We start from the raw sequence: 13538 nt of genomic DNA, 5'->3' as shown, positions 1-13538 counted from the left end.
CGGACTTGTCGGGTCAAGGCAATTCAAGGCGTACAGCAATGTACGACCTCCGATGTCGCCTTCTAAGCGCGGAACTGCCGGATAATTTGGCCCTTAAACGTGTTCACTCTTCGAAAGGCGCGTTCGACACGAGATCGACGGATGAAGGAGTTCGGTATCCAGGTACATAGCGTTCACCGAAATCCCGGACGAAATTGTCGTAGGTCGTTTCCGGTCTGGCCTCGGCGATGTGAGAGAAGCACCCGGTCATGCGCCGCTTCATGTCGAGCCGCGGGAATTCCTCAACGATCCTCGCTATCTCTGCTGCGGGGATAAGCTCGTATTGCAGGCCGACCACATCCAAGCAGATTCCGGCGGTACAGAGCGCTACCTCCGCCTCCTTGTAGAGGCCGATGGATGGTGTCGAGTTGAGGGCGACGCTGTCCCAGATCAGCTGGGCTCGGCGCTGGTCGACACCGCGTTGCCGGGCGAATATCCGGGCCAGATCGGCGCCTTCGACTTCGAAACGGCGTGGACCGTCAAAGCGCTCGTTCAGCGTGATGTCGTGCAACAGCGTCCCCAAGGCGACGACTTCCGCGTCGTGGTCGATGTTCCGAAGCTGCCCGATCCGTGCCGCAAACAACCAGGAACGGACGACATGATTGAACAGATAGGGCTCGCTTTCCCGACGGGCATAAACGAGGGCCTGTTCCACGAGCGGCGTATCGGGAACCGAAATCCCTGACAGGATTCGACCGCTGGTTCGGTTCATGTCCATAGTCACCTCAGCGATTTTCGACCGGCAGTTCGCCGGCACGTGCGTCATGTGAGGCCCAAGCCCCCATCCACGGCGATTACCTGTCCGGTCACCCACTCGGATCCCGGATCGGCGAGATGCACGATCCACCTGGCTACGTCGTCCGGACTGCCACGTCGTTTGAGCGGTATCTGCTCGCGCTCAGCTTCCTCGATAACTGCTGCATGTTCCGGAGAGAGCCCCATCATGCCTGTCAGCGCTCCCGATTCGGTCGGGCCGGCAGCAACGGCGTTGACGCGCACGCCCAGAGGCGCGAGCTCCAGCGCCCAGCAGCGAGTGAGATGCTCCAGCGCCGCCTTGCTGGCGGCGTAGTGCGAGAGACCAGCCCCGGGCTTGTGACCGAACGTGCTCGATATGTTGATGATCGCTCCCGTCACCGCCGCCAGATGCGGAATCGCCGCCCCCGCCAGCAGGCTTGGGCCAACGACATTCACCGCAAAGATGTTGTTGATCCGCTCAGCGGTCGCGTCCCCCAGAGACAAGAGAGCGCCAGCGCCGGCATTGTTCACCAGCACGTCCAAGCGGCCCCATGTGTCGACTGCCTTCGCGATTGTGCGTTGGGCGTCTTCGGCCTTCGCAACGTCGGCGACAAGGCCGGCGATGTTCGGGTGCGCGGCGACTGTTTCCTCCAGCGGCCCCGAGCGGCGTCCTGTGATGAGGACCTTCGCACCTTGCCTGGCAAAGCTCAGGGCTGCGGCGCGGCCGATGCCGGAGCTTCCGCCGGTGACGATGACGACCTTGTTATCAAGCGTCGACATGATCTCGCCCCTCAGGAACCCGAGACGCTGGTTCATTGTTCATCAACGAGATCAGTCCCTCTTGCCGCATGGCGGCTTGCACCGCAGGACGGCTCACTATGCGGTGACGCAGCGCTACGAATGATGCGGGGATGCGCACATCGAAACGATCGGCCCACAGCAGCATCACCAACAGGTAGAAATCCGCGACGCTGGGCGTTTCGCCGAACAGATAGCCGCCGACCTGGGTATCAGCCAGATTGTAGAGCAGTCCTGAAATCTTTGCCCTGGCCTGCGCCTTTTCGGCTTCGGCACCGCCGTGCCACATTGGCTTGAAGCTGCGGTGCACCTCGGTCGAGATGAAAGCCAGCGCTTCCAGAACGCGCGTGCGGCCTAGATCGCCCGGAACGCCGAGCGCCGGATATTGCATGGCGAGCCAATCGAGAATGGCGATGTTCTCGGTAAGGATTTCCCCGCTGTCCAGCACTAGTGCCGGCACGTAGCCCTTGCTGATAATATCGTTGAAATCGGCTCCCGCGGCCGTCCGCTTCGTTTTCAGGTCTACGCTCTCCCGCTCGAACGGCACTGCGGCCTCGAGCAAGGCGATGTGATCGGCCAGGCTGCAGGCGAGTGGGCTGTAATATAATTTCATCTTTACGATCCTTCTGGCGGGGATTTTCTTCTTAAGGGCGTGGTGGCGTCGCTGCGGGGTGGGGCTAGCGGTAACCGACCCCGCTTACGTAATTGAAGAGCATCCGCTCCTGCATTTCTTCCTGCTCGAACAGAGCTTTCATCGCGTCGCGTATGTCCAATATGCCGAGAGGCCTGGCGGCATCGTCGATCACGGGAATATTTTGAAGGTTTCGCGCAGCCATAGTTTGCCACACCGCGTGGACATCGTCCTGCAGGCTACACGAGACGATAGACCTGCTCATCAGGGCCGACACCGGCGGCGCCGACATCGAACCTGCGAGATGGCGGACGAGATCGGATTTGCTCAGGACACCTTCCGCGTTTCCGCTGCCGTTGCACACCACGACGAGACCGACTCCAGGCCGGGAAAGCCAATGGGCGGCAGTTTGCACGGTGGCATTAAAGTCGATCACGGCGAGACGTGGCGACGTCAAAGCATGCAGTTTGTCGATGATCATTGCAGCCGTCCTTGGTTGCGTGGCCGCGCCGCGAATGCTTCAGGTGCTCGGCGGCGCGGCGCTCTTCCCCTTGAGACAGGGCGATGAAATCCCGACCTCATTCTTCGTAGGGGAGCACAAGTTCGGTCTCGTCGGTGTCGACGATGAAGACGGCCAGCAGCCGGGCGGGGTCAGTCGCGCTGGCATTCTGGCTGACGCGGTGACGATCGCCGGGATATTCGGACCAGCTCTCGCCGGCGCGATAGGTGACCACCGGGCCATCATTGACCTGACTCTTGATCGCCCCTTCGAGAACCGTGGCGTAGATGAAGGCAGATTTGGGATGGAGATGCGCGGGCGAGTTGCCGCCTGGCTCATATTCGACAAGCACACCTCTCATGCTCTTGCCGGACACGTTCGGAAGCGGTTGATCATAAACGAGCTTCACGTTTTTGAAAGCGCTAGCCGTATTGTCGGCCAGCGCGGCGGTGGCGATGAACGCCGCGAGAGCGGCGGTGCTGTAGAGTATGCTCCTGATCATTTGTCTGGCTCCAGTTTGCGGTTGAGATTGCGGGTGATCGCCGGCCGAGGGACGGCCGGCGATCGGGCTCTCGCCTGAGGGCATGGCGGGTGCCTAGGACCTGATGAAGGTGAGCAAGTCGGCGTTCACCACATCGGCATGCGTGGTACACATCCCGTGCGGAAAGCCCTCATAGATCTTGAGCGTGCCGTTCTTCAGAAGCTTTGCCGATAATGGCGCGGAATCGGCAATGGGCACGATCTGATCGTCCGTACCGTGCATGACGAGTGTCGGCACGTCGATGATCTTGAGGTCGTCGGTGAAATCGGTTTCCGAGAAGGCCTTGATGCCGTCGTAGTGCGCCTTGGCGCTGCCCATCATGCCTTGCCGCCACCAGTTTTGGATGACGCCCTGGATCGCTTCCGCGCCCGGCCGGTTGAAGCTGTAGAAAGGGCCCGACGGGAAATCGATGTAGAACTGCGCGCGGTTGTCGGCGAGCGACTTGCGCAATCCGTCGAACACTTTGATCGGAAGTCCACCGGGGTTGGCCGGCGTCTTCACCATGATCGGCGGCACCGCGCCAATGAGAACAAGCTTCGTGGCGCGCTCCTTGCCGTAGCGGGCAACATAGTGCGCCGCTTCACCGCCGCCGGTGGAGTGACCGATATGGATAGTGTCCTTGAGGTCGAGATGCTCGACCACGGCGGCGATATCGGCGGCATAGTGGTCCATATCGTGACCGTCGCTCACCTGCGCGGAACGGCCGTGCCCGCGCCGGTCATGGGCGATAGTGCGATATCCATGCCCGACGAAGAAAAGCATCTGCGTGTCCCAGTCGTCGGCGCTAAGCGGCCAGCCGTGGTGGAAGACGATCGGTTGGGCGTCCTTCGGGCCCCAGTCCTTGTAGTAGATCTCGGTGGCGTCCTTGGTAGTGACAGTGCTCATATCTTTCGATCCTTTTTGAGCGATGGATTAGTTCGACTCCTGGCCGGCTGTCCCTTGCGCGAGCGCATATTTGGGCAGGCCGGTTGCAGTGCCGGCGACCGCCGCGCCGAGGAGGAGATCCCGGCGACTTGCCTGAGGCGCAAAGGGCAGCTTGTGGTCATCGTCGTTTCCTTGCGATTTCTCTTCAGATGACGCCGTTACGCCGCAACACCGCTTCGCCGAGGCGGGGCGTGGTCGAACCAGTCTTCGAACGACGTCGAACCGATGCGGGCGCCCGCGCCCGGGACAAGCGAGCGGTCGTCTAGCTCGGTCCCGAAATAGAGCGCATGAGGATCGCCGATCACCTTCCTGGGGTCGTTGGCGAGCTGCAGAAAACGTGCGACCAGCTCGTTCATGCGGAAAGGCTTGGGGCCGCCGATCTCCATCACGCCGTTAATCGGCTGGGAGAGGGCCACGTCAGCCATGACATCCGCGACGTCGTCGGAGGCGATGGGCTGGAAGTAGGCCGACGATACCGTGACCGTGTCGCCGACGGTTGCCGACTGCGCAATGCCGCCAAGGAACTCGAAGAATTGGGTCGAGTGAACGATCGTGTAGGGAATTCCCGACTCCCTGATCAGCTTCTCCTGAGCCATCTTGGCGCGCAGGTAGCCGCTGCGGGGCAGGCGCTCCGCCCCGACGATCGAGAGCGCAATGTGATGTTTCACGCCGGCAACCTTTTCCGCTGCGAGCAGGTTCTTTCCGGCTGTTTCGAAGAACTCGAGAACGGCCTTGTCCTCGAACGACGGCGAATTCGCGAGGTCGATGACAACCTCCGCCCCGGCAAGAGCCTTGTCCAATCCCTCACCGGTGAAGGTGTTGACGCCGCCACTTGGCGACGCCGCCAACACGTCGTGGCCCTTCACGCTCAGCCTTGCGACGGTCTTGGAGCCGATAAGTCCGGTGCCGCCGATGATTACGATTTTCATGTCATTCTCCTGTTCTGACTTCGAAATGATCTGCTTGGAATGCCCCGACGCCTCGGTCGCACGCTGGACCGTCAAGGCGGGACACGCCTCATCCAATGCGGTTTTCGCAGCCCCGCTGGCCATGGACTTCACGACCGACGATTCGAGGTTGGAAGCGGCCGAACCACAGATTCTCTCGAGGCTTGCACTTGTCGAATGCAGCCGGCGCGAGGCGGCCGGTTTCGTCACTGCGCCGATGCGGCTTCCTTTATGAGCAAGGCGATCGCTTCTGGATGCGAGACCATCAGAGCGTGCGATCCGCCCTCGACGACGATGGTCTTTACCGAATGCGCGCGCTCGGCCATGAACTTCATGAGCGCCGGCGGTATATTCCGATCCGCCGAGCCGTAGATCGCGTAGGACGGAATTGTCTTCCAAGAGGGCGCGTCGGAGGGCTCTGCCAGGGCGGCGTCAGCCACCGGGCGTTGGGTCGCAGCCATCAGGCTGGCCTGCGCTGCCGGCACATCGGCTGCGAACTGCTCGTGAAACTTTTCCGGCTGGATGTAGAGGTCCTGTCCTCCATCCGGCCGCGCCACCGGCAGGAGCGCCTCGCCAAGCGTGCTGCCTGGGAACTTTCCCGAAAGCGTGAGACTGGACTCGCCCTTGTCGGGGGCGAATCCGGCCACATAGACCAGCGCTTTCACATTGTCCTTCCCGTTAGCTGCCTCGGTGATGACCGGACCGCCATAAGAATGGCCTACCAGGACGACCGGTCCGCCGATGGATCCGATGACGGCCGATACGGTGGCCGCATCGCTTGCAACGCCGCGAAGTGGGTTGGCCGCAGCGATGGTCCGGAAACCGTCGCTGTTGAGCTCGGCGATGACGCCGTTCCAGCTCGACGATTCAGCAAAGGCCCCGTGCACCAGCACGATCGTCGGTTTTGCCTGATGGTCTGCGGCCTGCGCCGTCGCGCTGTCCGACACGCAACATGCGTAAACAAGGGCCAGAGCTCTGATGATCTTGTGCACGTGTCTTCTCCTGTGCGGCGGGTCGTCCGATACCGAGAAGAATGCGCCCACTTGGCGCGCGAAAATATTCGACGGACGGCTCGGTCAGGCGATCCGAAAGTCTAGGACGATACACCCGGGGAGTGGCAGCTGTAGCCGGTGGTCGGCGCACGGGTAGGTTCCCGGCATCGATCGAACGCATCGCCGGGGTAAGGTCTCGACGGCTCCAGCTCTCGACTCCGTAATCGCCAGCGCCAGGACCGCCTTGCAGCAAGCCGCCGCACTCGTCAGGGAGACGGTCGGCCGAGCCGCGGCAAGTCATCGAGCGCCCGAACATGCAAGCGTGGGCGCCTGCTTGGCCGAGGTCGAAAACCTTGTCCGAAGCGCATGGGAGACGAACGTTCGTCTCGAAGTTCGCGTTGGGCGCGATCTACCCGCTGTGAAAGATCGTCTGCATGGCTTTGAGCAGCGCGAATTTCGAATCCGTGTGCTCTTGTCCGGTGCGGCTACCGCCGAGGGACATCCTGGCTGAGAGGATCGCCGCAAGATCTTCGGCCATTTCGGGCCGGTCGAGCAGCAGGGGCGCGAAGCTTTGCTGGTCAATCTCGTAGACCACGACGTGGCTCATTGCGCGCAAGGTCGAGGTCTCGCCAATGCCCGCGAGCAGACCCGTCTCTCCGAAAAAGTCGCCGGGAGCGAGGTGGCCGATCTCCTGCGGATGGGCGTCATCTTCGCCGCGCTCTCGGACAATGATGCCCGTCCGAACAATCATGAGGGAGGGCAGCATCTCTCCCTGTCGTGCTATGATGTCGCCCTTGCGATAGGTGCGCACCGTAACCGTTGCCGCGAGGGCTTCTTTTTCGTTGTCCGTCAACGCCGAGAATACTGGTATGGCATTTATAAGCTTGATCGGCGTGACTTCCGCGAGATTTGCCGTCTCTTCGTTCGGCAAGTCATTCATGAGAATCGAAGAGGAGGGTGGCGTTGCCAGCCGCAAACCCGCGGACTTGGAATGACGGTAGACAAGATCGAAGATTTCGTTCGTCGCTGGAATTCGCTGGCCAACATTTGCGACGCGAAAAAACAAGTCGACCTCGATCGCCGTCGCATCCAGAGCTTTGATAGCGACCACTGGTGGCGGCTCCCTCAGTATTGTGTTGCTGCTTTGTAAGGCCGCGTTCATGACGTCCGCGACGATCGCCGGCATCTTGGTCGGCGCCAATCTTATCGTGACGGACAGCCCATGGCTCTCCTCAGGGCTGCTGACATTGGTCAGCCCGAGCTTCGCGAGGAAGCTGTTCGGCAGCGCCACCACGTTGTGCGCCAAAGTGAGCAGGTGGGTCGATCGCCAGTTGGTCTCCACAACGCGCCCTTCGGTTCCGTCGCTCAGGACGATCCAGTCCCCAAGCACATAAGGTCGGCCGAGGTTGAGCGCGATGCCCGAAAAGACGTCGCTCAGCGTATTCTGGAGCGCCAGTCCGAGTACGATGGCAAAGACGCCCGAGGTGGCGATCAGCGTTCCGACCGGCGCACCGAAGACGAAAGCCAGGATGGACAGCAGCATCCCAACATAGACGGCGCCGACGACGAGGTCCTGCAGAAGGCGCGCCTCGCGCGGCTTTCGCTCGAACACGAGATAGATGCGGACAAATCCGATCAGCGCCCAGGCGAGGTGAACCCACCACAGCAACTTGGCGGTCCCGACGAGGATTGCTCCCGCGGTTGTCTCTTTGCCCCATGCCGGCTCGTAGGGGACCACAGCTCCGTCAAGAAGCAGGACCGACATAGCGAGGAAGAATGCGATCTGGACAATCAGCCTGGTTGTGGAGAGCCGCCGCGGAATGACGTGCCACACGACTATGCCGGCAAGACCGACCAGCACCATGTAGAGAGGGGGAGCAGCATTCCACCAGTTCATGACCGGACCCGGATCCTCAAAAATCCTCACACAATCCTCGCCTCGGGGCATGGCGACCGGGCAGGTGATCCTTCGGTGTTATTCCTTGCCTCTCTCCAGGATCGCTTCGGTTATCGAGTTCGGCAGCCGGCGCGGCGTCTCGATCGCGCCCAGTAGCGGCATGACGACAAGAAAGAACGCGAAGTAGTAAATGGTCGACACCTGCATGGCGGGGATATACCAGCCTTCCGCCGGCTTGGATCCCAACCAGCCAAGGAAGAGGGCGTTGATGACAAAGAGCCAGAAAAACCGCCTGTACCAGGGCCGGTAGACGGCCGAGCGCACCTTCGACGTATCCAGCCAGGGCACGAAGAACAACACGGCGATGGCGCCGAACATGGCGAGCACGCCGCCGAGCTTCGAGTCGACCGGCCCGATGTTGAAGGTGACGGCGCGCAGGATCGCGTAGAAGGGCAGGAAGTACCACTCGGGCACGATATGCGCCGGCGTCTTCAGCGGGTCGGCGGCGGTGTAGTTGTCTGGATGCCCGAGATAATTCGGCAAGTAGAAGACGAAGTACGCAAAGGCGAGCAGGAACACCACGGCCCCGAGCACATCTTTCATCGTGGCATGGGGCGTGAAGTCCACGACGTCGGTTTCCGACTTCACGTCTATACCCGCCGGATTGGTCTGGCCGGCTACGTGAAGCGCCCAGATGTGCAGGATGACGACGCCCGTCAGCATGAACGGTAGCAGGTAATGCAGCGCAAAGAAGCGGTTTAGAGTCGGATTGTCCACCGCAAAGCCGCCGAGCAGCAACTGCTGCACCCAGTCGCCGACCAGCGGGATGGCGCTGAAGAAGCCGGTGATGACGGTCGCGCCCCAGAACGACATTTGTCCCCAGGGGAGCACGTAACCCATGAACGCCGTAGCCATCATCAACAGAAGGTTGGTCCAGCCGAGGACCCACAGCAGTTCGCGCGGCGCCTTGTAGGAGCCGTAATAGAGGCCACGGGAGACATGGACGTAGACCGCGATGAAGAAGAACGACGCGCCGTTGGAGTGCAGGTAGCGCAACAGCCAGCCGGAATTCACGTCGCGCATGATCTTGTCTACGGAATTGAAGGCCAGTGTCGTGTCGGCCGCGTAGTGCATGGCCAGCACGACGCCGGTAACGATCTGCGCGGCCAGCATCATCGACAGGATGCCCCCGAACGAATAAGCGTAGTTCAGGTTGCGCGGAACCGGATAGACGATGAACTGATCATGCACCAGGCGCGGCACCGGCAGGCGGGCGTCGAACCAGCGTCCGATCCTAGTCTTGGCAACATAGGCTGAATCTCCACCGCTCATCGCGTTGCCCCTAGTCTCGAATTGCCGGTATCGACATCGGCCGGCGCTATCTGGCCGGCCGCCCTTCACCACGGATGGGCGGTTCACTTGCGGTCACGAATCTTCCTCGGCGAGGCGGCCACTCTGATGCCGTTGCGTGAGTAGATCGGCCGGACCGTCGCGCGAGCGAACCCGTTGCCGCCGCGCCTTACCGGCTGCGCCGCCGTGTCGACGTCCCATAGCATCTGGAAGATCTGCAACATCTTCGAAAGAACGAATCGCAGTGTCATTTCCGATGCTCCTTGGTCGGGTTGAGGAGGACCCAAGCATGCCAGCTTTTCCAGTGTGCGAACTATCATGCCGAGGATGCGTGCGTCCGATACGTTGGTCTATGGTCTCCTGATTGAAAGGCTGCGCCGGACCGGGCAGAGGCGGCCGAGTCAGGGTTACGAGGACTGCGCGCGACCGTTGCAGGATGCCGCACGGGCGCTGGCGAGCGCCTCGTCAATGATGCGGCGGATAGTACGCGCGCAACGGCCACACTGGGCGCTACAGCCGAGACAGCCATAGACCTGGCGGATCGAGCACGTCCGCTCCGCCTTGACGGCGGAGCGGACATCCTGATCGCTCAACACATTGCACGAGCACACGATCATGGCGCGATAAGTCTCGACGGCGATCTGGTACGGCTCTGACCCGACAAGCGGGTCAGTAGTCCCAGACAACCGGCACGCAACGAAAGACATCGCCGTCCACCGCCACATGGCAGATAGACGGGAACGGCAGGTGAGTGGCCACCAGCGGCTCGCGGGTTGCCGCCAGCTCCCGCAAAAGATTGATGCGGACGCGGGCCGCCTCCTCGGGGTCGTGTTCGAAGCCGTTGTGCCAGTCGGGTTGGTCGAACCCGACCTGGAACACGGCGTCGCCGGCGAAGGTCAGCCGGTCGCCGCCGGACGCCAGGCGGACCACGCTGTGCCCGGGGGTGTGGCCGCCAGTGAGCGTGACGACCACCCCCGGCGCCACCTCGTGCTCGGTCTCAAACGGCCGCAACTGGTTGCGGTATTCGTTCACGAACCGCTTGGCCGCCCGCCGAAGCGCATCCGGGAACCCCGTTGGCATGGAGGCGCGGGAGAAATCGGGCGACTCCCAGAACTTGAGCTCGGCGGCCGCCACGTGAATCCGCAGATCCGGACGCAGCCGGTCCTTGACCCCGTCGATGAGTAGCCCGCCGATATGGTCCATGTGCATATGGGTCAGCACCACGTCGGTGACGGATGCGAGATCGATGCCGGCGGCCTCCAGTCGCGAGACCAACCGCCCGGCCCTCGGCAAGTGCAAGTCCGGGTCCATCCCCAGCCCGGCGTCCACGAGTATGGTCCGGCCGCCGCTGCGTACGACGACCACGTTCAGCGGCCACTCGAGCACGTCCGGCGGCAGGAACATGTCGTCCAGCCAGGCCGCCCGGACGGCCGGGTCGACGTTGTATGCCATGACCGGGGCTGGTATCGGCAGCACTCCATCGCTGACCACCAGCACGTCGATGTCGCCGACCTGCAGCGCGTAGCGCGACGGAACCAATTCGGGCGCCGGTCTACCGTTGCTGTGCTTGGCGTTCAGGCTGTCGGCGCAGTGCTGGATCGAGGGGTGTGAAATGTTGTCCAGGGTCATGTTTGTCTCCTGCTGACCACGGCCGTATCGGCCACCTCCGCCGCTGGCGCCCGTGGATTTGGCATGAGCCTCCATGGACCGCCACCTGGCGTCTACCGAGGAAGTTGCGCCGCCTCGGCCTGCGCCACCATCGGACGGAAGCACCGGTCAGGCGATGCGAAAGTCTATGGCAGACCCGTTGCGAGCATGGGTGATATCCCGCGAAAGTCGGAAGACGCCGCTTTGAGCAGCGAGCAACGGCTGTGCCTCTCGCCTGTTGGCAGTACACCCAGCGCGTAGGATCAGGATCAATCCTATACCGCGGTCTCAGTCGCCCACAGCCTTGATGCAGTCGACTGTACGCGCGCCCTCAACATCGCGTTCTCCCCATGTCTCTGGTCTGCTCGCTGGTCGACCGAGCAAATGAGGAACACGGGCATGTCGCGCACCGACAGACAGTCCAGCACGACTAGTGATGGCGCAACGCAATGGACGCCTTCCCACCGCCGGCGGGCAGGGTACCTGCATGTCCGATTGCGGCGGCGAAGCACGCGCAAGTGGCAAGCTCCGATCGACTGAGCGACACAATCCACGACCAGATCGACTGGAAAGGAGAAGCATCCCATGAGACGGACAGCTATGCTTGTTGCAATGAGCATTCTCGCCAGTCATGCAGCAACAATCGAGAGGCACAACGTATCGCAAATGTCGCGCGAGGCGGTCGGTAGAGTCCGTCAATCGAAGCACCGATGCATCCTTCGATACCACTCAGCGCGTAGATAAATTGATGCTCTACGACATATACGTGCGTGATCATCGGACTTGCAAATCCGGCGAGGCGGCCGTGCCGACGCGCGTTCAGGCTAAGGACGGTCTATACAGAGTCCTCCGATGACCCAGGACAGACCTTTGGCGGTCGGTGGTCGACTGCACCTCTGCGGACATTCGAGACCATGATGTTGCTTGAGATGCAATGCGCTCCAGGATCGGCACTGCCAAGCGGCAAATCAGGCCGGGAGCCGCCACATTCGCACACGACCTGTACCACGCAGTTCCGTTTCCGCGAGTGGGTCGCAAGCAAAATTTGGTCCAAGCAGTTTGCGAGTTGCATCCGAAATACGGATTTCATCGGGCTCCGCTGACGTTTGGATACGTGCGGCGAGATTAACGGTCTCGCCCCACAGGTCATAGGCAAACCGCCTTTTGCCTATGACGCCCGCGACGATTGGTCCTGAGTGAATTCCAATTCTGAGTCTTATCGGTTCTCCTGCGAAGCGTTCGCGCTTAACCGCCTTCCGCAGTTCAAGTGCATAGTGCGCAAGGGCTTCTGCATGATCGGATCGCGCGGCGGGCAGGCCAGCGACCACCATCACACAATCGCCGATTGTCTTGATCTTTTCGCAGCCGTATCGTTCCGAGAGCAGATCCGCCGCCTTGAAGAAGTAATTTAAAATAGCGAGCGTTGTCTCGGCTCCGACGCTCCGCGCTCTTTCCGTAAAGCCGACGATGTCGGCAAAAAGCACACTCACCTCAGCGTGGTTGTCTGCAATTTGTTCGTCCGCTTTTAACCGCTCCGCGATCGACGCCGGAAGAATGTTGAGGAGCAGGCTTTCGGCGCGCTGGTATTCACGCGACAATCCCTCTTGGCTCTGCCTCAACGCCTCGTTCGTCAATTGTAATTTTTCGTTGAGTTGACGCTCCCTCTCTTGCAGGAGTGTCATTTCATAAGCCTTCTGTTGAAGCCGCTGCCTATTGTCGCGTTCGGCGGTGGCGTCAAGAAAGAGCAGCCACACGCAGGCATTGTCAGCAAAAAGATGAAGGTCCGCGACACGCCCGCTGGGCAGTTCGACCATGGCCATATGATATGGAAGCTCCGGGCAAGGCAGCAAACCTTCCATGAATTCAAGCTGCTCGGCAACAGGCTTGCCAATGCGAAGTGATGATAGGCCGTAATGTTCAACACTACCGCCCTTCGCAGCGATGCAATGCTGGGCGTCAATTTTCAGATATGCGACAGAGTGCTCGTTGTAGAAGAAATTGTAAATCCAGCTTCTGACTTCTCTTGGCAATCCATGCATGGTCTATTTGGTGACCATCGAAGCAAGCTGACGAAACGCATCGTCAACATGTTCACCCGAAAGCGCACTTGTTAGATAGATTTGCCATCCAAGTTGCCTCAGTTCGTTAATCTCACTATCCGATATTGCCCACCGATCGGCCAGATCGGATTTGTTGAACAGCAATACGAACGGCATAGCGCCGAATTCGGCCTCGGCCCGCTCGCGCAGCGTGAGCGCCACGGCAAGAGTAGCGGCGCGGGTTCCATCGACGACAAGCACGAGCCCGCTCGCGCCTCGCACATAGCTGACGCGGAACGAGCCGATATCGTCTTCGCCGGCCAAATCCCACAAAATCAGATCCACGGTTTTATCCGGCAATACAACACTCTTCTTGTCGATTTTCACTCCCACCGTGGTCAAGTAGGTTTCTGAAAAGATGCTTTGCACAAACCTGCGAACCAGACTCGTCTTTCCGACAGCGAACCCGCCCAACATGCAGATCTTCTTTTGCAATATC

The 13538-nt window shown here is 60.9% G+C and carries 15 protein-coding genes; all 15 read right to left on the bottom strand.

Features of this window, described 5'->3' with window-relative positions:
- Positions 1–103: 103 nt before the first annotated feature.
- Positions 104–751, bottom strand: coding sequence for an HD domain-containing protein (locus AC0L3N_RS26760; RefSeq protein WP_473550478.1), 648 nt, complete (start codon positions 749–751; stop codon positions 104–106).
- A 50-nt stretch (positions 752–801) separates the two neighbouring features.
- The gene (locus AC0L3N_RS26755; protein ID WP_123147299.1) at positions 802–1554 is read right to left on the bottom strand and encodes an SDR family NAD(P)-dependent oxidoreductase; all 753 of its coding nucleotides are present in this window, start codon (positions 1552–1554) and stop codon (positions 802–804) included.
- Positions 1541–2185 (bottom strand): glutathione S-transferase N-terminal domain-containing protein, encoded by a 645-nt coding sequence (locus AC0L3N_RS26750; RefSeq protein WP_473550476.1) that lies wholly within the window; start codon positions 2183–2185, stop codon positions 1541–1543. The genes AC0L3N_RS26755 and AC0L3N_RS26750 overlap by 14 nt, the downstream gene beginning before the upstream one ends.
- A 64-nt stretch (positions 2186–2249) precedes the next feature.
- Complete coding sequence (locus tag AC0L3N_RS26745) at positions 2250–2684, bottom strand: CBS domain-containing protein (RefSeq protein ID WP_123145968.1); 435 nt, start codon at positions 2682–2684, stop codon at positions 2250–2252.
- 97 nt (positions 2685–2781) lie between these two features.
- A complete protein-coding gene (locus tag AC0L3N_RS26740; RefSeq protein WP_123145967.1) occupies positions 2782–3204 on the bottom strand; it encodes a cupin domain-containing protein in 423 nt (140 codons plus the stop codon).
- Between the two features lie 93 nt (positions 3205–3297).
- A complete protein-coding gene (locus AC0L3N_RS26735) occupies positions 3298–4128 on the bottom strand; it encodes an alpha/beta fold hydrolase (RefSeq protein WP_123145966.1) in 831 nt (276 codons plus the stop codon).
- Positions 4129–4325: 197 nt separating this feature from the next.
- Positions 4326–5096 carry an SDR family oxidoreductase gene (locus tag AC0L3N_RS26730; RefSeq protein ID WP_473550529.1) on the bottom strand — a complete coding sequence of 257 codons (771 nt, stop codon included), beginning with the start codon at positions 5094–5096 and terminating at the stop codon, positions 4326–4328.
- Between the two features lie 224 nt (positions 5097–5320).
- The gene (locus AC0L3N_RS26725; RefSeq protein WP_208867589.1) at positions 5321–6106 is read right to left on the bottom strand and encodes an alpha/beta fold hydrolase; all 786 of its coding nucleotides are present in this window, start codon (positions 6104–6106) and stop codon (positions 5321–5323) included.
- A 409-nt stretch (positions 6107–6515) separates the two neighbouring features.
- Positions 6516–8003, bottom strand: coding sequence for a mechanosensitive ion channel family protein (locus AC0L3N_RS26720; RefSeq protein WP_473550527.1), 1488 nt, complete (start codon positions 8001–8003; stop codon positions 6516–6518).
- A 78-nt stretch (positions 8004–8081) separates the two neighbouring features.
- Entirely contained in the window at positions 8082–9335 is a 1254-nt protein-coding gene (locus AC0L3N_RS26715; protein ID WP_473550474.1) for a cytochrome b, read from the bottom strand.
- 83 nt (positions 9336–9418) lie between these two features.
- On the bottom strand, positions 9419–9604 hold the full coding sequence (locus AC0L3N_RS26710) for a hypothetical protein (protein ID WP_123145963.1): 186 nt from the start codon (positions 9602–9604) through the stop codon (positions 9419–9421).
- Between the two features lie 156 nt (positions 9605–9760).
- The gene (locus AC0L3N_RS26705; RefSeq protein WP_473550526.1) at positions 9761–9970 is read right to left on the bottom strand and encodes a (2Fe-2S)-binding protein; all 210 of its coding nucleotides are present in this window, start codon (positions 9968–9970) and stop codon (positions 9761–9763) included.
- 52 nt (positions 9971–10022) lie between these two features.
- On the bottom strand, positions 10023–10982 hold the full coding sequence (locus AC0L3N_RS26700) for an MBL fold metallo-hydrolase (protein ID WP_165848392.1): 960 nt from the start codon (positions 10980–10982) through the stop codon (positions 10023–10025).
- Positions 10983–11968: 986 nt separating this feature from the next.
- A complete protein-coding gene (locus AC0L3N_RS26695) occupies positions 11969–13039 on the bottom strand; it encodes an adenylate/guanylate cyclase domain-containing protein (protein WP_473550473.1) in 1071 nt (356 codons plus the stop codon).
- Between the two features lie 3 nt (positions 13040–13042).
- The gene (locus AC0L3N_RS26690; protein WP_473550471.1) at positions 13043–13534 is read right to left on the bottom strand and encodes a Rab family GTPase; all 492 of its coding nucleotides are present in this window, start codon (positions 13532–13534) and stop codon (positions 13043–13045) included.
- Between the last annotated feature and the right edge of the window lie 4 nt (positions 13535–13538).

It is taken from the genome of Mesorhizobium sp. WSM4807 (assembly GCF_055811615.1).
The sequence above is the reverse complement of the archived record's forward strand: the minus strand, read 5'-3'. Positions and strand labels throughout refer to the sequence as shown.

Coding starts and splice junctions, on each gene's coding strand:
- AC0L3N_RS26760 (WP_473550478.1), bottom strand. CDS start 751: ATGAACCGAACCAGCGGTCGAATCCTGTCAGGGATTTCGGTTCCCGAT.
- AC0L3N_RS26755 (WP_123147299.1), bottom strand. CDS start 1,554: ATGTCGACGCTTGATAACAAGGTCGTCATCGTCACCGGCGGAAGCTCC.
- AC0L3N_RS26750 (WP_473550476.1), bottom strand. CDS start 2,185: ATGAAATTATATTACAGCCCACTCGCCTGCAGCCTGGCCGATCACATC.
- AC0L3N_RS26745 (WP_123145968.1), bottom strand. CDS start 2,684: ATGATCATCGACAAACTGCATGCTTTGACGTCGCCACGTCTCGCCGTG.
- AC0L3N_RS26740 (WP_123145967.1), bottom strand. CDS start 3,204: ATGATCAGGAGCATACTCTACAGCACCGCCGCTCTCGCGGCGTTCATC.
- AC0L3N_RS26735 (WP_123145966.1), bottom strand. CDS start 4,128: ATGAGCACTGTCACTACCAAGGACGCCACCGAGATCTACTACAAGGAC.
- AC0L3N_RS26730 (WP_473550529.1), bottom strand. CDS start 5,096: ATGAAAATCGTAATCATCGGCGGCACCGGACTTATCGGCTCCAAGACC.
- AC0L3N_RS26720 (WP_473550527.1), bottom strand. CDS start 8,003: ATGAACTGGTGGAATGCTGCTCCCCCTCTCTACATGGTGCTGGTCGGT.
- AC0L3N_RS26715 (WP_473550474.1), bottom strand. CDS start 9,335: ATGAGCGGTGGAGATTCAGCCTATGTTGCCAAGACTAGGATCGGACGC.
- AC0L3N_RS26710 (WP_123145963.1), bottom strand. CDS start 9,604: ATGACACTGCGATTCGTTCTTTCGAAGATGTTGCAGATCTTCCAGATG.
- AC0L3N_RS26705 (WP_473550526.1), bottom strand. CDS start 9,970: ATGATCGTGTGCTCGTGCAATGTGTTGAGCGATCAGGATGTCCGCTCC.
- AC0L3N_RS26700 (WP_165848392.1), bottom strand. CDS start 10,982: ATGACCCTGGACAACATTTCACACCCCTCGATCCAGCACTGCGCCGAC.
- AC0L3N_RS26695 (WP_473550473.1), bottom strand. CDS start 13,039: ATGCATGGATTGCCAAGAGAAGTCAGAAGCTGGATTTACAATTTCTTC.